18 protein-coding genes are annotated in these 21,396 nt (G+C 67.7%); 14 read left to right on the top strand and 4 right to left on the bottom strand.

Annotation, left to right across the window (positions count from 1 at the left end):
• Positions 1–147 precede the first annotated feature (147 nt).
• From pdhA to AC1DKQ_RS07245, 3 genes are read left to right on the top strand one after another with little or no spacing between them, the layout of a single operon-like run.
• A complete protein-coding gene (gene pdhA / locus AC1DKQ_RS07255; RefSeq protein ID WP_476883974.1) occupies positions 148–1,326 on the top strand; it encodes a pyruvate dehydrogenase (acetyl-transferring) E1 component subunit alpha in 1,179 nt (392 codons plus the stop codon).
• Positions 1,326–2,336: an alpha-ketoacid dehydrogenase subunit beta gene (locus AC1DKQ_RS07250; RefSeq protein WP_476918539.1), complete on the top strand. Its 1,011-nt coding sequence runs from the start codon at positions 1,326–1,328 to the stop codon at positions 2,334–2,336. Before pdhA ends, AC1DKQ_RS07250 begins: the two co-directional genes overlap by 1 nt.
• A complete protein-coding gene (locus AC1DKQ_RS07245; RefSeq protein WP_476918538.1) occupies positions 2,333–3,733 on the top strand; it encodes a dihydrolipoamide acetyltransferase family protein in 1,401 nt (466 codons plus the stop codon). Before AC1DKQ_RS07250 ends, AC1DKQ_RS07245 begins: the two co-directional genes overlap by 4 nt.
• 182 nt (positions 3,734–3,915) lie before the next feature.
• Here the strand turns inward: AC1DKQ_RS07245 and AC1DKQ_RS07240 are convergent, their stop codons facing one another.
• On the bottom strand, positions 3,916–4,614 hold the full coding sequence (locus AC1DKQ_RS07240; RefSeq protein ID WP_476918537.1) for an SACE_7040 family transcriptional regulator: 699 nt from the start codon (positions 4,612–4,614) through the stop codon (positions 3,916–3,918).
• Between the two features lie 149 nt (positions 4,615–4,763).
• Between AC1DKQ_RS07240 and AC1DKQ_RS07235 the strand changes: the two genes are divergently transcribed.
• From AC1DKQ_RS07235 to AC1DKQ_RS07205, 7 genes are all read left to right on the top strand, one after another.
• Positions 4,764–6,371, top strand: a complete 1,608-nt coding sequence (locus AC1DKQ_RS07235; protein ID WP_476918536.1) for a carboxyl transferase domain-containing protein — start codon at positions 4,764–4,766, stop codon at positions 6,369–6,371.
• A gap of 13 nt (positions 6,372–6,384) precedes the next feature.
• The gene (locus AC1DKQ_RS07230) at positions 6,385–8,577 is read left to right on the top strand and encodes an acetyl/propionyl/methylcrotonyl-CoA carboxylase subunit alpha (RefSeq protein WP_476918648.1); all 2,193 of its coding nucleotides are present in this window, start codon (positions 6,385–6,387) and stop codon (positions 8,575–8,577) included.
• A 91-nt stretch (positions 8,578–8,668) separates the two neighbouring features.
• Positions 8,669–9,832 carry an acyl-CoA dehydrogenase family protein gene (locus AC1DKQ_RS07225; protein WP_476883968.1) on the top strand — a complete coding sequence of 388 codons (1,164 nt, stop codon included), beginning with the start codon at positions 8,669–8,671 and terminating at the stop codon, positions 9,830–9,832.
• Between the two features lie 19 nt (positions 9,833–9,851).
• Positions 9,852–10,652, top strand: coding sequence for a CoA transferase subunit A (locus tag AC1DKQ_RS07220; protein ID WP_476918535.1), 801 nt, complete (start codon positions 9,852–9,854; stop codon positions 10,650–10,652).
• A 2-nt stretch (positions 10,653–10,654) separates the two neighbouring features.
• A complete protein-coding gene (locus AC1DKQ_RS07215; protein ID WP_476883966.1) occupies positions 10,655–11,416 on the top strand; it encodes a CoA transferase subunit B in 762 nt (253 codons plus the stop codon).
• Positions 11,413–11,973, top strand: a complete 561-nt coding sequence (locus tag AC1DKQ_RS07210) for a MaoC family dehydratase (RefSeq protein WP_476918534.1) — start codon at positions 11,413–11,415, stop codon at positions 11,971–11,973. The genes AC1DKQ_RS07215 and AC1DKQ_RS07210 overlap by 4 nt, the downstream gene beginning before the upstream one ends.
• A complete protein-coding gene (locus AC1DKQ_RS07205) occupies positions 11,970–12,812 on the top strand; it encodes an HpcH/HpaI aldolase/citrate lyase family protein (protein ID WP_476918533.1) in 843 nt (280 codons plus the stop codon). Before AC1DKQ_RS07210 ends, AC1DKQ_RS07205 begins: the two co-directional genes overlap by 4 nt.
• Before the next feature lie 33 nt (positions 12,813–12,845).
• Here the strand turns inward: AC1DKQ_RS07205 and AC1DKQ_RS07200 are convergent, their stop codons facing one another.
• Together AC1DKQ_RS07200 and AC1DKQ_RS07195 are read right to left on the bottom strand one after the other, a co-directional pair.
• A complete protein-coding gene (locus AC1DKQ_RS07200) occupies positions 12,846–13,583 on the bottom strand; it encodes a response regulator (protein ID WP_476918532.1) in 738 nt (245 codons plus the stop codon).
• Positions 13,580–15,205, bottom strand: a complete 1,626-nt coding sequence (locus AC1DKQ_RS07195; protein WP_476918531.1) for an ATP-binding protein — start codon at positions 15,203–15,205, stop codon at positions 13,580–13,582. The genes AC1DKQ_RS07200 and AC1DKQ_RS07195 overlap by 4 nt, the downstream gene beginning before the upstream one ends.
• A 172-nt stretch (positions 15,206–15,377) precedes the next feature.
• On the opposite strand from AC1DKQ_RS07195, the gene AC1DKQ_RS07190 reads away from it, so the two are divergent.
• From AC1DKQ_RS07190 to AC1DKQ_RS07180, 3 genes are read left to right on the top strand one after another with little or no spacing between them, the layout of a single operon-like run.
• Positions 15,378–16,439, top strand: a complete 1,062-nt coding sequence (locus tag AC1DKQ_RS07190) for a Bug family tripartite tricarboxylate transporter substrate binding protein (RefSeq protein ID WP_476918530.1) — start codon at positions 15,378–15,380, stop codon at positions 16,437–16,439.
• A gap of 2 nt (positions 16,440–16,441) precedes the next feature.
• Positions 16,442–16,963 carry a tripartite tricarboxylate transporter TctB family protein gene (locus tag AC1DKQ_RS07185; protein WP_476883960.1) on the top strand — a complete coding sequence of 174 codons (522 nt, stop codon included), beginning with the start codon at positions 16,442–16,444 and terminating at the stop codon, positions 16,961–16,963.
• Complete coding sequence (locus AC1DKQ_RS07180; RefSeq protein WP_476883959.1) at positions 16,956–18,488, top strand: tripartite tricarboxylate transporter permease; 1,533 nt, start codon at positions 16,956–16,958, stop codon at positions 18,486–18,488. The genes AC1DKQ_RS07185 and AC1DKQ_RS07180 overlap by 8 nt, the downstream gene beginning before the upstream one ends.
• 104 nt (positions 18,489–18,592) lie before the next feature.
• On the opposite strand, the gene AC1DKQ_RS07175 is transcribed toward AC1DKQ_RS07180, so the two are convergent.
• Positions 18,593–20,077: a lipase maturation factor family protein gene (locus AC1DKQ_RS07175; RefSeq protein WP_476918529.1), complete on the bottom strand. Its 1,485-nt coding sequence runs from the start codon at positions 20,075–20,077 to the stop codon at positions 18,593–18,595.
• A gap of 120 nt (positions 20,078–20,197) precedes the next feature.
• Here AC1DKQ_RS07175 and dxr point away from each other — a divergent pair, with 120 nt between their 5' ends.
• The gene (dxr, locus tag AC1DKQ_RS07170) at positions 20,198–21,382 is read left to right on the top strand and encodes a 1-deoxy-D-xylulose-5-phosphate reductoisomerase (RefSeq protein WP_476918528.1); all 1,185 of its coding nucleotides are present in this window, start codon (positions 20,198–20,200) and stop codon (positions 21,380–21,382) included.
• The last annotated feature ends 14 nt before the right edge of the window (positions 21,383–21,396 follow it).

Genomic DNA, 21,396 nt, shown 5'->3' with positions numbered 1-21,396 from the left:
TCAACATTTTTACTGGTGGTTGTACCCGATGAGCATTGTGAGTAGGGTCACAAATATCCGGGGCAACGGCGCCCGGGCGGCTGGCGCGCCGCGGGACCACAAGTCCTGCGAGTTCCGGTCAGACGACGTCAGAAGGTGCGGACTACAGTGTTTACCGACGACGCGGGCAAGGGCGGTATTTCCGCCGGGGGCCCCGGGAACAGTGAAAATTCAACGAGGCGGACGGGCGGCGATCTCGTCCAGCTCATCACTCCGGCGGGTGAGCGCATCAGCCATCCGGAGTTCGATTCCTGGCTTCAGGACGTCAGCGACGAGCAGCTTTGCTCCCTGTACGAGGACATGGTGGTCATCCGCCGGATCGACGCCGAAGCCACTGCCCTCCAGCGGCAGGGCGAACTGGCACTCTGGCCGCCGCTACTCGGCCAGGAAGCATCCCAGATCGGCTCGGCCCGCGCACTGCGCGAGGACGACTTTGTCTTCCCGAGCTACCGCGACAACGGCGTGGCCTACTGCCGGGGCGTGAAACCGGAGGACCTGGTCCGTGCCTGGCGGGGCAACGCCTCCGCTGGCTGGGACCCGTTCACCGTCAACGTTGCCACCCAACAGATCATCATCGGTGCGCAGAGCCTGCACGCCACGGGCTATGCCATGGGCATCCAGAACGACGGCGCCGACGCCGTCGCCGTGGCCTACTTCGGCGACGGCGCGACAAGCGAAGGCGATGTCAACGAAGCCATGGTCTTCGCCGCGAGCTTCCAGGCGCCGGTGGTCTTCTTCTGCCAGAACAACCACTGGGCCATCTCGGAGCCCGTCCGGCTGCAGTCCCACATCCAACTGGCGGACCGCGCCTCAGGCTTCGGCATCCCCAGCATGAGGGTCGATGGCAACGATGTCCTCGCCGTCATGGCGGCCACTCGCATCGCCCTGGACCGCGCCCGGCACGGCGGCGGACCCACCTTTATCGAGGCCGTGACGTACCGGATGGGCCCGCACACGACGGCGGATGACCCCACCCGCTACCGGGACGCCAACGAGCTCGAGGACTGGGCCGCCAAGGACCCGATCTCCCGGGTGAAATCGCTGCTGGACCGCAAGGGGCTGCTGACCGCGGATCTTGAAGCCGCCGTCGCCGCGAAAGCCGACGCCGTGGCCAAGGAACTCAGGGCCGGCACCATCAACATGCCCGAGCCGCAGCCGCTGGATATCTTCAAGCACGTTTACAGCACGCCCAACTCCTGGCTGGACCGCCAGCAGGAGCACTATTCCCGCTACCTGGCTTCCTTCGGCGATCCCGCAGAAGCCGCTTCTGAAGAAGGTGCACGCTGATGACGCAGATGACCTTTGCCCGAGCCATCAATTCGGGCCTGCGCAAGTCCCTCGAAAACGATCCCAAGGTGGTCCTGATGGGGGAGGACATCGGCGCCCTCGGCGGTGTCTTCCGTGTCACCGACGGGCTGCAGAAGGACTTCGGGAAGCACCGCGTCGTGGACACCCCGCTCGCCGAATCCGGCATCATGGGCACCGCCGTCGGCCTGGCGTACCGCGGCTACCGCCCGGTGGTGGAGATCCAGTTCGACGGCTTCATCTACCCGGCGTTCGACCAGATCGTCAGCCAGGTCGCCAAGATGCATTACCGCACCCAGGGCGCCGTCAAGATGCCCATCACCATCCGCGTCCCGTTCGGCGGCGGCATCGGCTCTCCGGAGCACCACTCGGAATCTCCCGAGGCCTACTTCACCCACACGTCGGGGTTGCGCGTGGTCAGCGTGTCGAACCCCCAAGACGCCTACACCATGATCCAGCAGGCCATCGCTTCTGATGATCCAGTCCTGTACTTCGAGCCCAAGCGGCGCTATCACGATAAGGGCGAGGTGGACGAGACCGTCGACCTGAGCACTGCGCTGTCCATGGAAAAGGCCCGCGTGGTCACCGAGGGCAACGACGTCACCCTTGTCGCCTACGGTCCGCTGGTCAAGACTGCCCGCGACGCCGCACTGGCGGCCGCGGACGAAGGCGTCTCGGTCGAGGTCGTCGATCTCCGCTCCCTCGCACCGCTGGACTTCGTCACCCTTGAGGCGTCTGTCCGCAAGACCGGGCGGCTGGTCATCACCCACGAGGCCGGCCAGTCCGGCGGCCTCGGCGCCGAAGTTGCCGCCAGCATCACCGAACGCTGCTTCTACCACCTCGAAGCCGCCCCGGTCCGCGTGACCGGCTTCGACGTTCCGTACCCTTACTCCAAGCTGGAAATGCACCACCTGCCGGGCCTCGACAGGATTCTCGACGGCGTCGACCGTGCCATGGGCCGCCCCAACTCCCTCAGCGGGCTGGAAGGATGAGCGCCACCATGATCAAGGAATTCAGGCTGCCGGACCTCGGCGAAGGACTGACGGAATCGGAGATCGTCGCCTGGAAGGTCGCGGTAGGGGACACCGTCACCCTCAACCAGATCATCGCCGAGGTGGAGACTGCCAAGGCAGTGGTCGAGTTGCCCTCACCGTTCGCCGGCGTGGTCGCGGCCCTGCACGAACAGCCCGGCACCGTGGTGGAGGTCGGCAAGCCGATCGTCTCCTTCGAGATCGCGGACGACGGCTCAGGCGGTTCCGCGGCTGACACAGGAGCCGCCAAGCGCGAGCCGAACCTCGTAGGCTACGGCGCTGTCCTCGAAGCCTCCGGCCGGCCCGCCCGCCGCGCCCGCACTTTCGCGGCCCCTGCGGCGGCTTCCCAGCCCGCCCCCGTCGCTCCCGTCCGCGCCGAGCCGGTGGCACCGGTCCGCGCTGCTGGGCCGATTGAATCCAAGCCTGTCGAGACCATGCCGTCCGCGCCGGGGGAGCGCCCGCGGTCCACGCCGCCGGTGCGCAAGCTGGCCAAGGATCTCGGCGTCGACCTCGAGGCCGTGACCGGCACGGGGGAGCACGGGCTCATCAGCCGAGACGATGTCCTGAACTTCGTCGGCGGCGGAAACCAGACGGCAGCAGTGCAGGAACTCGCCGGCGCGCCGGCGCCCGCCACCGGGCGCGTCGCAGCCGGCGGTGAGCGGGAGACCCGCACGCCGATCAAGGGCGTGCGGAAATTCACGGCCGCCGCCATGGTGGCCAGCGCCTTCACCGCCCCGCATGTCACCGAGTTCCTGACGGTCGACGTCACGCCCACAATGGAGCTTCTGGCACGGCTCAAGGCCAGCCGCGCGTTCGCCGGCTACAAGCTCACGCCGCTGACGCTGGTCTCCAAGGCGGTGCTGATCGCGCTGCGCAACCACCCGACGCTCAACGCCCGGTGGGACGAGGCCAACCAGGAGATCGTCCAGTTCAACTACGTGAATCTGGGCATCGCGGCCGCGACGCCGCGCGGGCTGACGGTTCCGAACATCAAGGACGCGGACCGGATGTCCCTCATGGAAATCTCCTCCGCCCTGACGGAACTGACGGACACGGCCCGGGCCGGGAAGACAGGCCCCGAGGCGCTCTCCGGGGGCACGATCTCCGTCACGAACATCGGCGTCTTCGGCATTGACGCCGGCACGCCCATCCTCAACCCGGGCGAGGCAGCCATCCTGGCCCTCGGCGCGGTCCGGAAGATGCCGTGGGAGTACCAGGACGAGGTCGCACTGCGCCAGGTCATGACGCTGAGCCTCTCGTTCGACCACCGCCTGGTCGACGGCGAGCAGGGCTCGCGCTTCCTCCAGGACCTCGGCGCCATGCTGGCCGATCCGGGTATGGTCCTCGCGATGGTCTAGGCACGCGGGTTAGCGCGCCGCAGGCCAAACAAAAGCTGCCGGCTGCTCCTTTTTTGGGGGTGGCCGGCAGCTTTCTTTTGTGCAGGGAATGTCCTGGGCCAGGTTCTTTTGCGCGGGTTTGCCCCCGGAGTCGCCCGGACAGCGGGGAGTGCCCCGGGAGTGCGCCCGGGCCGGGCGGGGCGTTAGAGTCCGGGCCGGGTGGCCGGTGCCATGAGCGCGGCCATAGCCATGCTCTCCAGCAGCGGCCTGGCGCGGCGGACGCCGATCCGGCGCCCGTGGCTGCGCACCGAGTGCGGGGTGGAGTTGATCAGGCCGAAGGTGGCATGCGCCCGCATCCGCAGTTCGGCGGCCTCCGTGCCCTCGTGCAGCCCGGCCAGCACGTCCACCCAGAGCTCAACGTAGCTGCGCTGGAGCGTGCGGACCTCGGCCTGGTCCTCGCCGGCCAGGTTGCTGAAGTCCTGGTCCTGGACCCGAATGACATCCGGATTGGTCAGGGCAAAGTCGACGTGAAAGGCCACCAGGCCGCCCAGAGCCGCCAGGTCGCTGTCGGCATCGGTCACCACCTTGCGGCCGCCGTCGAGCAGGTCTTTACTGACGCTGAGCAGCAGCGCGCCAAGGACAGCCTGCTTCCCGGCAAAGTGGCGGTAGACCGCGGGCCCGCTGACACCGGCCGCGGCCCCCAGATCCTCCAGGGACACGCGGTTGAAGCCCTCGAGGGCGAAGAGCGCGGCGGCGGCGGACAAGAGAGCCTGCCGCCTGTTCGCCTTGGCCTGGCTGCGCTGTGTTGAGGTTGCTTGGGTTGACGTTGCTTGTGTAGGGGCTGGTTGGGTGGAGGCTGCCTGGGCTGACGGAAGCTGGGCGGTCTGGCTGGGCTCGGTCACCGGCGCATCCCCTCGTTGCAAATGGTCCCTGTGTTGGACATCACAGTTAATAGAGACTAACCTAAATCTCAGTTATGCGGTACTAACCGAAATAGCCGGGCGGCGTGAGTTGCCGGTACGGCGCGCAGGTCAGGGAACGGAAGCAGTCAATGGAGACAATCGCCAGCCGGGTGGATGCGACGAGCACAGCCTATGCCGCGAACCGGGAGGCCCAGCTGGGGCTGGCCGGCGAGTTGAGGGAACGGCTCGCCACCGCAGCGCTGGGCGGGCCGGCCAAGTCCCGGGATCGCCACGTGGCCCGCGGCAAGCTTCTGCCGCGCGAGCGCATTGACCGTCTGCTCGATGACGGCAGCCCCTTCCTGGAGATCGCCCCGCTGGCGGCGGACGGCATGTACGACGGCGACTCGCCCGGTGCCGGCGTCATCGCCGGGATCGGCCTGGTGCACGGCCGGCAGGTGCTGGTCATTTCCAACGACGCCACGGTCAAGGGCGGCACCTACTATCCGATGACGGTGAAGAAGCATCTGCGCGCGCAGGAAATCGCCTTGGAGAACCGGCTGCCCTGCATCTACCTCGTGGACTCCGGCGGCGCGTTCCTGCCCAAACAGGACGAGGTCTTCCCGGACAAGGAACACTTCGGCCGGATCTTCTTCAACCAGGCGAAGATGTCGGCGGCGAAGATCCCGCAGATCGCCTCCGTCATGGGCTCCTGCACCGCCGGCGGCGCCTATGTCCCCGCGATGAGCGACGAGACCGTGATTGTCCGCAACCAGGGCACCATCTTCCTGGGCGGCCCGCCGCTGGTGAAGGCCGCGATCGGCGAGATCGTCACGGCGGAGGAACTCGGCGGCGGCGACGTGCACTCGAAGATCTCCGGGGTCACGGACCACCTGGCCGAGAACGACGAGCATGCCCTCCAGATCGTCCGGGACATCGTGGCCACGTTGCCGCGGCCCACCGCGCCCGTCTGGGACGTGGACACCGCCGTCGAGCCCGTTGCCGACCCGGACGAGCTCTACGGTGCCGTTCCCACGGACGTCAACGCCCAGTACGACGTCCATGAGGTCATCGCCCGGCTGGTGGACGGCAGCAAGTTCCACGAGTTCAAGAAGAACTACGGCACTACCCTGGTCACAGGCTTCGCGAAGCTGCACGGCCACCCGGTGGGCATCGTGGCCAACAATGGCGTGCTGTTCAGCGAGTCCGCGCTCAAGGGCGCGCACTTCATCGAACTCTGCGATCAGCGCGGCATCCCGCTGATCTTCCTGCAGAACCTGTCCGGCTTCATGGTCGGCAAGGACTACGAGCAGGGCGGCATCGCCAAGAACGGCGCCAAGATGGTCATGGCCGTCGCCACCGCCAGGGTCCCCAAGCTCACGGTGGTGATCGGCGGGTCCTTCGGGGCCGGCAACTACTCGATGTGCGGACGGGCCTATTCGCCGCGGTTCCTGTGGATGTGGCCGGCGTCGCGGATCTCCGTGATGGGCGGCAACCAGGCCTCCAGCGTGCTGGCCACCGTGAAACGGGACCAGTACGAGGCCCGCGGCGAGGAATGGTCCGCCGCGGACGAGGAAGCGTTCAAAGCCCCGATTAAGGCCCAGTACGAGGACCAGGGCAGCCCCTACTACTCCACCGCGCGCCTGTGGGATGACGGCGTGATCGACCCCGCGGACACCCGCACCGTCCTGGGACTCGCGCTCGACGTCGTCTCCCGCACCCCACTGCCGGAGACCTCCTTCGGCCTGTTCCGGATGTGAGCCAGCTGTGACTATTTCCTTGACGACTGCACCGTCAGCACCCCCGAAGCCCCTCTTCGGCACCGTGCTCGTCGCCAACCGCGGCGAGATCGCCTGCCGCGTCATCCGGACCCTGCGCGCCCTCGGCATCCGTTCAGTCGCCGTCTATTCCGACGCCGACGCCGGCGCCCGGCACGTGCGGGAGGCCGACGTCGCGGTCCGGATCGGCCCGGCCGCCGCCGCCGAGAGCTATCTGAAGATCGAGGCCATCCTGAAGGCCTGCCGCGACACCGGCGCCGAGGCCGTGCACCCCGGCTACGGCTTCCTGAGCGAGAACGTCGACTTCGCCCGCGCACTGGCCGACGCCGGGATCACGTTCATCGGCCCCGGCATCGAATCCCTGAACGTTATGGGCGACAAAATCCGCTCCAAAAACCACGTCACCGGCTACGGCGTCCCCGTAGTCCCGGGCATCGCCGAACCCGGCATGAGCGACGCACAGCTCATCGAGGCCGCTGCCGGGGTCGGCTTCCCGCTGCTGATCAAGCCCTCCGCCGGCGGCGGCGGAAAGGGCATGCACATCGTGGAACGGCCCGAGGACCTGGAAGCCACCCTGGCCACCGCCCGTCGCGTCGCCGCGAGTGCCTTCGGCGATGACACCCTGTTCCTGGAACGGCTGGTACTCACCCCGCGGCACATCGAGGTCCAGGTCCTCGCCGACAACCACGGCAACGTCATCCATCTGGGGGAGCGCGAGTGCTCCCTGCAGCGCCGCCACCAGAAGGTCATCGAGGAGGCGCCGTCCCCATTGCTGGAATCCCTGCCCGACGGCGCGGAAATCCGGGCCCGCCTGGGCGAGGCCGCCTGCAACGCCGCCCGCAGCGTCAACTACTCCGGCGCCGGCACGGTGGAATTCCTGGTCTCGGACAACGCACCGGACGAGTTCTTCTTCATGGAGATGAACACCCGGCTGCAGGTTGAGCACCCCGTCACCGAGATGGTCACCGGAATCGACCTCGTCGAATGGCAGGTCCGCATCGCCGCCGGCGAGGAACTCACCGTCCGCCAGGACGACGTCGTCCTCACCGGCCACTCTGTGGAAGCCCGGGTGTACGCGGAAGTCCCGGAGAAGAACTTCCTGCCCTCCACGGGCACGGTCCTGGTGCTGGACGAACTGACCGGCGACGCAGCGGGCGACGCCGATGGCAGGGTCCGGGTCGATTCGGCCCTGCTGGAGGACCTGGAGATCTCCTCCAGCTATGACCCGATGATTTCCAAGGTCATCGCGTGGGGCCAGGACCGCACCGAGGCCCTCGATACCCTGGACCGGGCGCTCGCCGGCTACACGGCACTGGGCATCGACACCAACGTCGAGTACTTGCGGCTGCTGATCAACGACGCCGACGTCCGGGCCGGGCGCCTCGACACCGGCCTGATCGAGCGGAAGATGCCGGAGTTCTCCTTCCGGCATGCGGGCGACGTCGAGGTCGCCGCCGCTGCCGCGTACGCCGCCGCCACGCAGGAGCACGATGCACAGGCCGCCGGGAAAGGCCCGTGGGACCTCCGCGACGGTTGGCGACTTGGTGCACGTGCCCCGCGCCGGATCAGCCTTGGCACGCCCGACGGCGGTGTCGCCACGGTTGAGGTGTCCGGTTCTGTAGTGCAGGGCACCGCGGCTGTGAGCGTCGACGGCGGGCCGCAGCGGACCGCAGCACTTCGCTTCCCGACACGCAACCACGCAGAGTTGACCCTCGACGGCGAAGCCCGGGTGTACTCGCTCGTGGCCCTGTCCCAAGGGCGTGTCCGCCCAGGTCTGGACAACTCGGTGCCCACCGAAATCTTCCTCGGCAACGAGGGCTGGTCATGCCGCCTGGAGGTGCTCAGCCGGGAAGCCCGGCTCGCCCGGGTGCTGGCGGCGATCGAACGCGAGGAAGGCGCTGCCGACCCGGCCGTGCGCTCGCCGATGCCCGGCACCGTGGTGTCCGTGGCCGTCAGCAACGGCGACACCGTGGAGGCCGGCCAGGTCCTACTCTCCGTGGAGGCGATGAAGATGGAGCACCAGCTCGTGGCGCCCCTCGACGGAACCGTCCACATCAGCGTCGGGTCCGGCGACCTCGTCAAGGCAGACCAGGTGCTGGCGACCATCCACCCGTCTGTCCAGGCCGCACCTTCGAAGGCCGAGGACACGATCGAGGAAGCCGTCATCGCGATGGGCGCGGCCGAATGACCGCACCGTACTGACGCACGCGGACAACCACCCGCAGCCAACACCCCTTTCAACAGACCACAGAAGTACCTCAGACACAGGAGTCACCCCCATGGCAGATTTTGAACTCAGCGAGGACTACCAGGACCTCAGCAACACCGTCCGCGAATTCGCCGACGAAGTGGTGGCCCCGGTCTCCGCCAAGCACGACGAGGAACACAGCTTCCCCTACGAAATCGTCTCCCAGATGGCGGACATGGGCTTGTTCGGCCTGCCGTTCCCGGAAGAGTTCGGCGGCATGGGCGGGGACTACTTCGCCCTGGCCCTTGCCCTGGAACAGCTTGGCCGGGTGGACCAGTCCGTCGCCATCACCCTGGAGGCCGGCGTCTCCCTCGGTGCCATGCCGATCCACCGCTTCGGCAACGCCGCCCAAAAGGAGGAATGGCTGCCGCTGCTGGCCTCCGGCAAGGCGCTCGCCGGCTTCGGCCTGACCGAGCCGGAAGCCGGCTCGGATGCCGGTGGCACCAAGACCACCGCCAAGCTCGGCGGCGGGGAGTGGGTCATCAACGGCAACAAGGAGTTCATCACCAACTCCGGCACCGACATCACCAAGCTCGTCACCGTCACCGCGGTGACCGGGCAGGAGGAACGCTCGGACGGCAGCATCAAGAAGGAAATCTCCACCATCCTGGTGCCCACCAACACCCCGGGATTCACCGCCGAGAAGGCTTACAACAAGGTCGGCTGGAACGCCTCGGACACGCACCCGCTGACGCTCAACAACGTCCACGTCCCCGAGGCAAACCTGCTGGGCACCCAGGGCCGCGGTTACGCCAACTTCCTCTCCATCCTGGACGAGGGCCGGATCGCGATCGCTGCCCTGGCCGTCGGCGCGGCCCAGGGCTGCGTGGACCTGTCGGTGAAATACGCCAAGGAACGCAGCGCATTCGGGCAGAACATCGGCAAGTACCAGGCCATCGCGTTCAAGATTGCCCGGATGGAGGCACGCGCCCACACGGCCCGCCTGGCCTACTACGACGCGGCCGCCCGGATGCTTGCCGGCAAGCCGTTCAAGACGCAGGCGGCCATCGCTAAGATGGTCGCAGGCGAGGCAGCCATGGACAATGCGCGGGACGCCACCCAGGTGTTCGGCGGATATGGCTTCATCAACGAATTCACCGTGGCGCGCCACTACCGCGACTCCAAGATCCTTGAAGTCGGCGAGGGCACCACGGAGGTCCAGCTGATGCTGATCGCCCGCGAACTGGGACTGTAGCCGGCCGGAAGGATCACTGATGATCAACAAAGTTGTTGCCAGCGCCGCCGAGGCAATCGCGGACATCCACGACGGCGCCTCCCTCGCCGTCGGCGGTTTCGGGCTGTGCGGCATCCCCGTGACCCTGATCGAGGCCCTGCACGAGCGCGGTGCCACGGACTTGGAAACCGTCAGCAACAACTGTGGCGTGGACGACTGGGGCCTCGGAACCCTGCTCAAGGATGGCCGGATCCGGCGCACCATCAGCTCCTATGTGGGGGAGAACAAGGAGTTCGCCCGGCAATACCTCGCCGGCGAACTGGAGGTGGTCCTCACCCCGCAGGGCACGCTGGCCGAAAAGCTGCGCGCCGGCGGCGCCGGCATACCCGCCTTCTACACGCCGGCCGGCGTCGGTACCCAGGTGTCCGACGGCGGCCTGCCGCAGAAGTACGATCGCGACGGCAACGTCTCGATCGCCTCCGCGCCCAAGGAAGTCCGCAGCTTCCACGGCGCCGACTACGTGCTGGAGGAATCGCTCACGCCCGACTTCGGCCTCGTGCATGCCTGGAAGGGAGACCGCCACGGCAACCTCGTCTTCCACGCCACCGCCATGAATTTCAACCCGCTGTGCGCCATGGCCGGGAAGATCACGATTGCCGAGGTCGAGGAACTCGTGGAGCCGGGGGAGTTGGACCCGGAGCACGTCCACGTCCCGGGAATCTTTGTCCAGCGCGTGGTGCTGGCCCCGCAGGGGGAGAAACGCATTGAGAAGCGGACGGTTGCGGTGACCACTGGCGCCTCCGGCGGACCAAAACTGGCACCAGAGCAGGCAGGAGCATAGCCGTGGAAACGAACAAAGCCCAAGAGGCCCCGCCCCGTCCTGAGGCCGTGCGGCACGAGTATCGGCGCTCCGCCGTCGAACACCCCGCCGGTGTCGAGAGCAAGGGCTGGACGCGCAACGAACTCGCCGCCCGGGTGGCGCAGGAACTGCACAACGGCGAGTACGTCAACCTCGGCATCGGCATGCCGACGCTGATCCCCAACTACATTCCGGCCGGCGTCGAGGTGGTGCTGCATTCGGAGAACGGCATCCTGGGCGTCGGGCCCTACCCGGCCGAGGACGAGATCGATCCGGACCTGATCAATGCCGGCAAGGAAACCGTCACGGTCAACAAGGGTGCTGCGTTCTTCGATTCCGCCGCTTCTTTCGGCATGATCCGTGGCGGTCACGTCGATGTGGCCGTGCTCGGTGCCATGGAGGTCGCCGCCAACGGCGACCTCGCCAACTGGATGATCCCCGGCAAGATGGTCAAGGGCATGGGCGGCGCGATGGACCTTGTGTTCGGGGCCAAGAAGGTAATCGTGATGATGGATCACGTGGACCGCAGCGGCAGGCCGAAAATCGTCGAAACCTGCACCCTGCCGCTGACCGGCAAGGGCTGCGTGGACCGGATCATCACCGACCTCGCCGTGATCGATGTCGTGACCGACGCCGGGCCGCCCCGGCTGGTGCTGCGCGAACTGGCGCCCAACGTGTCCGTGGAGGACGTCGTGGCGGCCACCGGCGCCGAACTCTTTGAGGAAGACCAGGAACTGACCGTATGAGTGACGCAGACCGATCCACTCCGAGCCCCGTACCCGGCACCCCCCGGGTGATCGAGCAGCGCGGCCTCTACTTCGATGAGCTGGAGGAAGGCGTGCTCTACGCCCACCGGCCGGGCCGGACCGTGACGGAGACGGACAACGTCTTGTTCACCACCATGACCATGAACACCCAGGCCCTGCACCTCGACGCGGCCTGGAGCGCCGCGCAGCCCTTCGGCCAGCGGCTGATGAATTCGATGTTCACCCTGGCCACCGTGGTGGGCCAGTCCGTGCCGCAGCTGACCCAGGGCACCATCATCGCCCAGCTGGGCCTGACGGATGTGTCCTTTCCGCACCCGCTCTACCACGGGGACACCCTGTACACGGAGACGGTGGTCACCGGGAAACGGCTGTCCGCATCCCGCCCCGGCCAGGGCATCGTGACCATGCAGCACACCGGGCGGAACCAGCACGGGGACGTGGTGGCGCTCGCCGCCCGCAGCTGCCTGATGTGGACACGCGAGGCACACGCCGCGGCCGAGCTGGAAGCCGCGCAAAAGGGGACAATAGAGACATGAGTTTCTTGATGGGTCCTGCCCTGCTGTTCTGCCCCGCCGACCGCCCCGAGCGGTACCAGAAAGCCGCCGAGCGCTCCGATACCGTGATCGTGGACCTCGAGGACGCCGTCGCCCCCGCGGACAAACAGCGGGCCCGCGGCGCCATCCTCGCCCAACTCGGTGCTACAGGCGACGTCCCGGAATTGGATCCGAGCCGCACGATCATCCGGGTCAACCCGGCCGGCACGGACGAGTTCGAAAAGGACCTGCACTGCCTCAAGCACACCCCCTACCGGCACGTCATGCTGGCCAAGGCGGAGAGCGCCGCCCAGCTGAAGGAGCTCGAAGGCTACAGCGTGATTGCCCTTTGCGAGACGGCCGCCGGCGTCCTCAACGCCGCCGCCATCGCCGCCGAACCCAATGTGGTGGCCCTGATGTGGGGTGCGGAGGACCTGCTGGCGTCGCTCGGCGGAACCTCCAGCAGGACCGAAACCGGCGGCTATCGGGCCGTCGCGCTGCACGCCCGCTCCAGCGTGCTGCTGGCCGCCGGCGCCTTCGGCAAGGACGCGATCGACGCCGTCTACGTCAACATCCCCGATCTGGCCGGGCTGGCCCTCGAGTCCCGTGATGCCGTGGCGTCCGGATTCTCGTCCAAAGCCTGCATCCACCCGGACCAGGTGGCCGTGGTCCGGGAAGCCTACGCCCCAACGGAGGCCGACGTCTCAGCCGCCGCCGAGCTGCTCGACGCCGCTTCCGCCGCCGGGACGGGTGTGTTCGCGTTCAAGGGCAAGATGGTCGACGGACCCATCCTCAAGCATGCCGCGTCCACCCTGCGCCGCGCGGGCCACGTAGGGTCCTAGTGGTTCCTAGGCGCCTGTCCTGACCGGCGCAGCTCAGCGGCGCCAGAGGTAGCGGTTCTCCGGCCGTCCCGCCGCCCCGTAGCGGGGCGTCAGCCGGGCATGGCCATGAATCACGAGGTACTCGAGGTAACGGCGGGCACTGACCCGGGACAGGCCCAGCTGCAGCGCCAAACCGGCAGCGGAGACGTCCTCCGGGCTGGCCTTCAGCGCCTCGATGACCGCGTCCAGGGTGGGCCGGGAGAGTCCCTTGGGCAGCCGCAGGACAGGCCGGCCCGGCGGTTCCGGCGAGGCAGTCTGTCCCGCCGGGGTTTCCGCCACCGCGGACCGGCGCGAGGGAGCCACCAGGCGGTCGATGCTTGCCTGGTCCAGCGGTCCGGCCGCGCCGGCGGCGAGTTCCTCCCGCAGCATGACGTACTCGTCCAGCCGGTCGATCAAGGCCTGCGAGGAGAAGGGCTTGACCAGGTAGTGCAGCACTCCGCCGGCCATCGCGCCCCGGACAGCGTCAATCTCGCGGGACGCGGTTATCACCAGGACATCCACCGGCCGCCGGCGCCCGCGCAGCCTCTGCAGGACGTCCAGGCCGGACATGTCCGGCAGGTGAATGTCCAGCAACACCAGCTCCGGCCCCAGCTCCGCGGCCAGGTCGAGGCCTTGCTGCCCGGTGTGGGCCATGGCCACGACGTCGAAACCGCCGCGTGCCAGCAGGAACCCGTGATGGATCCCGGCCACTGCTACGTCATCGTCAATGATGAGGGTGCGTATGGCGCTCATTGCTTTTGTAGTTCCGCCTCTTTTGTCTTGAGCACTGCCGTCTTGAGCACCACCGTCTTGAGCACCGCCGTCTTGAATATCACAGTGAAGCAGGCTCCGCCCAATGCCGATGAGGAGACCGCCGCGCAGCCTCCGCGCCTTAGGGCAACCCGCTGGACCAGGGCCAGCCCAAACCCGCGGCTGTTGATTCCCTCGGCCTCCTTGCTGGTGACGCCGGGCTCGAACACTTTAGCGCGTTCCGGCACCGGGACGCCGGGCCCGTCATCCTCCACCACGATGGTCCGTCCGCCGTCGGCGCTCTCGCCCAGCCGGATGGCCACAGTGCTGTCATAGCCGGCAGCGTCCACAGCGTTGTCGATCAGGTTGCCCAGGACCGTGATGACGTCGCCCGAGTCATCGGCGGAGCATAAGGAATCCGGGCTGACGATGATCTCGATGCCGCGCTCGGCGCAGACTGTGGACTTGGCGATCAGCAGGGCCTGGACCCCGTGATCGGTGATTCCGGGCGCGATCGGCCGGTTCGCAAAGACGGCGTCGTTGTGGCTGCGGCCCAGGTATTCGATGGCCTTGTCCTGCCTTCCGAGCTCCAGCAGCCCGGAAATGACGTGCAGTTTGTTGGCGAATTCGTGTGCCTGGGCGCGGAGGGCCTGCGTCACGTCCACAGCGCCGTCGCGGTCCCGCAGGACGGTGTGAAGTTCCGTGCGGTCCCGCAGGATCAGCACCTTGCCGACTTCGCGGCCGTCGACCGTGGCCGCATTGACCTTGCCCAGCAGGATCCGCTCGCCCGAGAGCACCAGTTCCTCCGTTGCGGACCCGGCCGAAAGCAGGCGGAGGACCGCCGGTTCCAGGCTCGCCGCGGCGGGCGTCCCCGTGATGTCCCCTGCCAGCGCGAGCAGGCGCCGGGCCTCGTCATTGACCAGCGCGATCCTGCCGTCGGTGTCCACCGCCACAAGCCCTTCGCCCAGGCCGTGGAGCATGGCGTCGCGCGTTTCCAGCAGGGCCGCGATGTCCTCGGGCTCGAGCTTGTAGATCCGCCGCCAGACCAGTTTCGAGACGTACATCGCGCCCAGGGAACTCAGCAGCGCCGCCCCGAGCAGCCAGCCGAACAGCTGCGGCATGTCCTCGTGGAGGTCGGCGGCCAGGGTACTCTCCAGCACTCCCACGGATGCGGAGCCGATCACCGTGCCGGCCGCATCGAAGATGGGAACCTTCACCCGCCAGGACTCACCCAGGGTCCCCGTCTGTGTGCCCACGTAAATCTCGCCGGACAGGGGCACGGAGGGATCGGTGGAGACCGGCCGGCCGATTTCCGCCGGATTGGGGTGCGACTGCCGGACCCCGTGCCGGTCTGTCACCACCACATAGGTGACATTGGAGGCCTGCCGGATCACTTCCGCGATCGGCTGGATGGTCTGGGCTGGTGACGGCGTTCCGAACGCGTTGATGACGGAGGGCAGCTGGGCAACACTTTCGGCCACGCCGATCAGGCGGCCCTTGTACGCGTCCCGGAGCTGTTGTTCCTGCATCCGGATGGTCACGGCCCCCACGGCCGTGAGGACAGCCAGAACGATGCCCAGCTGCAATGCGACCAGCTGGAACCGTAGGGGAATCCTGTGAAACATGTCACAAGTTTCGCATTGGGAGCGCCGCCCGCCCGCCAATAAGACGCCCGCGGCCGTGACCAATATGACCACTACTACCTCTACGGCCAAATTCTGTTGCCCTTCGCCGGGCGATCCTAGGGTCAGTGACGTGATTCCAATGATGTGCATCACATTCGCTCAAGGAGAAACCATGTCTGTCCTGCTTCCATTCACGCAGTCCCCGTTCACGCGGTCCACGTTCATGCGGCCCACCCACACACGCCGCGCCGCCCTCATCGCCGGTGCCGCCGGCGTCGTCCTGGCCATGTCCGCCTGCGCAGGAAGCGGAACCGGCACGGCCGCCGGCTCGTCCGCGGGCGCCGACTCGATCAAGAAGCTCAGCATCATCGTCCCGGCCAACCCGGGCGGCGGCTGGGACCAGACCGGTCGCGCCATGCAGCAGGACCTGCAGACCAACAAGCTCGTCACCTCCGCCCAGGTCACCAACATTGGCGGCGGCGGCGGGACCAACGGCCTTGCCAAGCTGGCCACCGAGAAGGACGTCAACACCCTCATGGTGATGGGCTACGTCATGGTGGGCGCAGTCGAGACCAACGGTGCCAAGACCCGTCTCGAAGACACCACGCCAATCGCGCGGCTCACCGAAGAGCCGCTGGTCCTCGTGGTGCCGGCGGAGTCGAAGTACCAGACCGTCGCCGACCTCGTGGCGGACATCAAGGCCAACGGCAAGGGCGTGGCCATCACCGGTGGCTCGGCAGGCGGGGCGGACCACATCCTGGCCGGTCAGATCCTGAAATCCCAGGGCGTGGAGGCGGACAAGCTGAACTACATCGGCTACTCCGGCGGCGGCGAATCCATCGCGGCGCTGCTCGGCAACAAGGTCCAGGCCGGCATCTCCGGCGTGGGCGAGTACGCCGAACAGGTCAAGGCCGGCAAGGTCCGGGCGCTCGCCGTCTCCGGAAAAGCCGAGGCCCCTGCGCTCCCCGGCGTCAAGCCGCTCAAGGACCAGGGGATCGACGTCGTGCTGACCAACTGGCGCGGCGTGGTGGCCCCCGGCTCCATCGACGACGCCCAGCGCGCGAAGCTGACCGAGGTGGTCACCAAGCTGCACGCGTCCGAGGCCTGGAAGTCCACCCTGTCCAAGAACAACTGGGACGACGCCTTCCTGGCCGGCGACGGCTTCAAGACCTTCCTGACCGAGGACATCGCCAAGGTCAAGACCACGCTGACCCAGATCGGCCTGGTCAAGTAAGAATGTCTTCTCTCGCAACAACGCCCGCCAAACGGCCGACGGGGGAGATACTGTTTGCCCTCGTGTTCGTCAGCGTGGGCGTCGCGGGCCTGGCGACGGCGGGATCCATTCCGATCCCGCCGTCGGAGACCGGCATCGGCCCCCGCGCCTTCCCCTACATCGTGTGCGGCATGCTGGTGCTGTGCGGCGCCGGGGTGGTCCTGCAGGTTCTGCGCGGCAAGGTCGGTCAGGCCGAGGACAGCGAAGACCTGGACGTCACGGCCAAGACCGACTGGGTGGCCCTCGCCAAGCTGGTGGGCTTCGTGGTGCTGCACATCTTCCTGATCGAGCCGGCCGGCTGGCCGGTGGCCGCGGCCGTGCTCTTCAGCGGTGCAGCCTGGTCCCTGGACGCCAAACCCCTGTGGAAGGCGATCACCGTGTCCGTGATCCTGGCGCTGGTGCTGCAGTACGTCTTCGGCGGGCTGCTGGGCGTCTCCCTGCCCCCGGGGCCGCTGTTCGAGGGGGTGACCTTCTTCCATGGATAGCTTCATGCTCCTGCTCGAAGGGTTCAGCACCGCGCTCCAACCGGTCTACCTGCTCTACGCCCTGGGTGGCGTCTTCGTCGGCACCGCCGTCGGCGTCCTCCCCGGCATTGGCCCGGCCATGACCGTGGCCCTGCTCATGCCCATCACCTACGCCCTGGACCCCGCGGCGGCGCTGATCGTATTCGCCGGGATCTACTACGGCGGCATGTACGGCGGTTCCACCACGTCCATCCTGCTTAACACGCCCGGCGAATCCTCCTCGATCGTCACGGCGCTCGAAGGAAACAAGATGGCCAAGGCCGGCAGGGGAGCGGCGGCCCTGGCGACGGCGGCGATCGGATCCTTCATCGCCGGGACCATCGCCACGGTCCTGCTGACCTTCCTGGCGCCCGTCGTGGCCGACTTCGCCGTCGGCCTCGGCCCCGTGGACTATGTGGCCCTCATGGTGGTGGCCTTCCTGACCGTCGGGGCGCTGTTGGGCGCCTCGGTCCTGCGCGGCCTGGCCTCGCTGGCCCTGGGGCTGTTCATCGGCCTGATAGGCATCGATGACAGCACGGCCCAGCAGCGCTTCACGTTCGACAACCCCACGCTGGTGGACGGTGTCGACATGGTCCTCGTGGCCGTGGGCCTCTTTGCGCTCGGCGAGGCGCTTTACGTCGCTTCGAAGCTGCGGCACGGCCCCGTGGAGCTCATCCCGGTCAGTAAGGGCAAGAACGCCTGGCTGTCCAAGGAGGACTGGAAGCGGTCCTGGAAGCCGTGGCTGCGCGGAACCTTCATAGGGTTCCCGATCGGCACCGTCCCGGCAGGCGGCGCGGACGTCTCCACGTTCCTTTCCTACGCGGCCGAGCGGAAGCTGGCCAAGGGTGCCAACAAGGCCCAGTTCGGCAAGGGCGCGATCGAAGGCGTCGCGGGACCGGAAGCGGCCAACAACGCCGCGGCCGCCGGTGTTCTGGTGCCGTTGCTGACCCTCGGCATCCCGACGACGGCGACTGCGGCCATGATGCTCACGGCCTTCCAGCGCTACCAGATCCAGCCAGGCCCGCTCCTGTTCGAAAACCAGGGGGCGCTCGTTTGGACCCTGATCGCCTCGCTGTACGTCGGCAACCTCATGCTGCTGGTGCTGAACCTGCCGCTGGTGGGCCTGTGGGTGAAGATCCTGCAGATCCCGCGCCCCTACCTCTACGCGGGCATCCTGGTCTTCGCCGCCCTGGGCGCCTTCTCGGTGAACTTCTCGCCGAGCGACGTCGGCATCCTGCTGGTGGTGGGCATCCTGGGCTACTTCATGCGCCGCTACGGCTATCCCGTGGCGCCCATGGTGGTGGCGATGATCCTGGGACCGATGTTCGAGGTGCAGTTGCGGCGCTCGCTGCAGCTCTCGCAGAACGATCCCACGGCCCTGTTCGCCTCGCCGTTCGCCCTGGTGGTGTACGTTTCCATGGCGCTGATCTTCGCCGCCTCATGGTGGCTGCGCCGCCGCCAGGCCGCGGTGGAGGCTGCACCGGCGCAGGAGCGGGTGTCCGTCTAGCCAGTGCCGCCGTCCCCGCACGCCAAGGGGGCGGCGGCCGCTCCCCGTGTCGGGCCCTGCCGATCCGGCCCGGGCGGTCCCGCCGGGCGGGATCGGACCCGGGTTCAAGCCCCCGGCGGCAGGCGCGACGGCGGGATCACGACATACAGCGGCGTCCGGATCCAGCGCTGGCCCGTGGCACGGAACTCCGCCCGGGTGGAGAAGCGGTAGAGGTAGCTGCTGGCACGCACCCAGTGGGGCCGTTCGCCGTCGAACGGGTCATGGCGCAGCAGCCGCAGCGTGGGCCGATCCGCCGCCAGCAGCTTCGCCAGGAACGCGTAGAACCACTCCTCGTGCACGGTCCGCAGCGGCAGGAACCACATCAGCCAGTCAAGGCGCAGGTGGTACGGGGCGAACTGGCGCGGGAGACGCCGGACGTCACCCGGCTTGCCCTTGAACCCGTACTCCCGCCACTCCGCGTCCTCCCCGGGTTCCGCGTCCAGGGTGCCCTCCACCACGATCTCGATCCGCCGCTTCGTGACCGTGCCGAACGCACCGTAGGTGTTCACCAGCTGCCAGCGGTTGAAGGAAGCGTTCATCAGCTGATGGTGGGAGAAGAGATTCTCGATGGGCCGGTAACTGAGCACCACGAGCAGCACGGTGGCGACCAGGACCACCACCAGCCACGGGACCGGCGCCTGGCTGCCGGCCCCGGTGCCTGCTCCGGCGGCTGCGGACGCGGACGCGGCGTGCGAGTCAAGCGGGATTACCGGAAGCACGGCGTGCGCCACAGGATCGCTGACCGCCGCGAAGGCCAGGATAATCGCCATCCAGTTCAGCCAGGCGAAATTTCCGCTCGCCACCAGCCACAGCTGGGTGAAGATGATGATCCCGGCGGCGGCGCTGGCCAGGGGCTGCGGGGCAAAGAGGAAGAACGGCACCACCAATTGGGCGAAGTGGTTGCCCAGGACCTCCAGCCGGTGCCAGGCCTTGGGAAGCAGATGGGCCTGCCGGCTCAGCGGCCCCGGCATCGGCTGGGTCTCGTGGTGGTAGTACAGGGCCGTCAGGTCCCGCCACTCCTGTCCGCCCCGGATCTTGATCAGGCCTGCGCCGAACTCCAGCCGGAACACCAGCCAGACCAGCAGGATCAGGATGGGCCTGGGTGGGGGAGTCTGGTCCGAGCCGAGGAAGGCCACCGTGAACCCGGCCTCCAGCAGCAGCATCTCCCAGCCGAAGCCATAAAAAGTCTGTCCCACGTTCACGATCGACATGTACAACAGCCACAGGGCCAGGAACGCGATGAGCGGAACCCAGGGCGGGCCAACCTGGGGCAGTCCGGCGATGAGCGTGGCGGCAATGGCCATGCCGCTCCAGCAGACAGTCCGCAGCAGCCGGTCCGAGTAACGCCAGCGGAACAGGCTGGGCCGGCCCAGGCGGTTGAAGCCTTCGAGATACTCCGGCACCGGCAACAGGCCGCGCTCGCCGAGGAGGGCCGGGAACTGGTTGAGCGAGGAGAGGAACGCCACGAAGTAGAGGGTGGCGGTGCTGCGTTGCAGCACCTGCCGGGCGAACTCGTACTCCGGCGCGTCGAACCACGCGGTCCACTCCACGTTTTCCACGTTACGCCTCCGCCCTGCTGCGTCAACGAGTGGCGGCGACCCACCGGCGCAAAGGAAACAGGCCCCGAGCACCGAACGCAGTATGGGATAACGGTGCGGGATACTTGAAGCATGCAGCCGCGCAAAATCGTCCTCCTCGGGTCCACTGGTTCCATTGGCACACAGGCGATTGACGTCGTCGACGGCGCCCCGCACCTTTTCGAGGTCGTGGCGCTCAGCGCCGGCGGCGGCAACCTCGAACTCCTGGCCCGGCAGGCTGTCCACACCCGCGCCTGGGCCGTCGGGGTCGCCACCGGGGAGGCCTCCGCCCTCCGGGACATGATCAACGACGCCGCCCGCGCGGCGTCAGTGACGGGCTACCATCCCGAGATCATTACCGGCCCGGATGCGTCCACCCGGATCGCGGAAATCAGCGCCGACGTGGTCCTCAACGGCATCACCGGCTCCATCGGACTTGCCCCCACCCTGGCCGCGCTCCGATCCGGCGCCACATTGGCCTTGGCCAACAAGGAGTCCCTGATCGTCGGCGGCGCCCTGGTCAAAGCAGCGGCCCGCGAAGGGCAGATCGTGCCCGTGGATTCGGAACATTCGGCTATTGCCCAATGCCTGCGCTCCGGCACCGCAGCGGAAGTGGACCGGCTGATCCTGACGGCCTCCGGCGGCCCGTTCCGTGGCAAGACCCGGGACCAGCTGCATGGCGTCTCGCCGCAGGACGCCCTGGCCCACCCCACCTGGGACATGGGCCTCATGGTCACCACCAACTCCGCCAGCCTGGTCAACAAGGGCCTGGAGGTGATCGAGGCGCACCTGCTCTTCGACATCCCGCTGGACCGAATCGACGTCGTGGTCCACCCGCAGTCCGTGGTGCACTCGATGGTCCAGTTCGTCGACGGCTCCACGATCGCCCAGGCCTCGCCGCCGGACATGCGCCTGCCCATTGCCCTCGGTCTCGGCTGGCCGGACCGCGTCCCGGGTTCCGCGAGCGCCTGCGACTGGAGCAAGGCCACCAGTTGGACGTTCGAACCCCTTGACGCTGAGGCCTTCCCCGCCGTCGCCCTCGCGAAGGCTGCCGCCAGGCAGGGCAGCACCTTCCCGGCAGTGTTCAATGCCGCGAATGAGGAAGCGGTGATGGCCTTCCACGCCGGGCAGATCCGGTTCACCGACATCGTTGACACGATCGACGCCGTCCTCAGCGAACACTCAGGATCCTCCGGGCTGACGGTTGAGTCAGTACTGGATGCTGAAAGATGGGCACGCGCCCGCACCCACGAACGTTTAGCCGTCAGAAGCGTCTAGGAAGCAGCAGATCA

It is taken from the genome of Arthrobacter sp. 05L421 (assembly GCF_056397785.1).
Note: the sequence above shows the minus strand (reverse complement) of the source record. Positions and strands in the feature narration are given on the sequence as shown.

What these genes read in the sequence shown, in the direction of transcription:
- dxr (WP_476918528.1), top strand. Translation starts at nt 20,198, where the DNA reads ATGCAGCCGCGCAAAATCGTCCTCCTCGGGTCCACTGGTTCCATTGGC.
- AC1DKQ_RS07180 (WP_476883959.1), top strand. Translation starts at nt 16,956, where the DNA reads ATGGATAGCTTCATGCTCCTGCTCGAAGGGTTCAGCACCGCGCTCCAA.
- AC1DKQ_RS07220 (WP_476918535.1), top strand. Translation starts at nt 9,852, where the DNA reads ATGATCAACAAAGTTGTTGCCAGCGCCGCCGAGGCAATCGCGGACATC.
- AC1DKQ_RS07250 (WP_476918539.1), top strand. Translation starts at nt 1,326, where the DNA reads ATGACGCAGATGACCTTTGCCCGAGCCATCAATTCGGGCCTGCGCAAG.
- AC1DKQ_RS07190 (WP_476918530.1), top strand. Translation starts at nt 15,378, where the DNA reads ATGTCTGTCCTGCTTCCATTCACGCAGTCCCCGTTCACGCGGTCCACG.
- AC1DKQ_RS07235 (WP_476918536.1), top strand. Translation starts at nt 4,764, where the DNA reads ATGGAGACAATCGCCAGCCGGGTGGATGCGACGAGCACAGCCTATGCC.
- AC1DKQ_RS07245 (WP_476918538.1), top strand. Translation starts at nt 2,333, where the DNA reads ATGAGCGCCACCATGATCAAGGAATTCAGGCTGCCGGACCTCGGCGAA.
- AC1DKQ_RS07225 (WP_476883968.1), top strand. Translation starts at nt 8,669, where the DNA reads ATGGCAGATTTTGAACTCAGCGAGGACTACCAGGACCTCAGCAACACC.
- AC1DKQ_RS07205 (WP_476918533.1), top strand. Translation starts at nt 11,970, where the DNA reads ATGAGTTTCTTGATGGGTCCTGCCCTGCTGTTCTGCCCCGCCGACCGC.
- AC1DKQ_RS07185 (WP_476883960.1), top strand. Translation starts at nt 16,442, where the DNA reads ATGTCTTCTCTCGCAACAACGCCCGCCAAACGGCCGACGGGGGAGATA.
- AC1DKQ_RS07195 (WP_476918531.1), bottom strand. Translation starts at nt 15,205, where the DNA reads ATGTTTCACAGGATTCCCCTACGGTTCCAGCTGGTCGCATTGCAGCTG.
- AC1DKQ_RS07200 (WP_476918532.1), bottom strand. Translation starts at nt 13,583, where the DNA reads ATGAGCGCCATACGCACCCTCATCATTGACGATGACGTAGCAGTGGCC.
- AC1DKQ_RS07210 (WP_476918534.1), top strand. Translation starts at nt 11,413, where the DNA reads ATGAGTGACGCAGACCGATCCACTCCGAGCCCCGTACCCGGCACCCCC.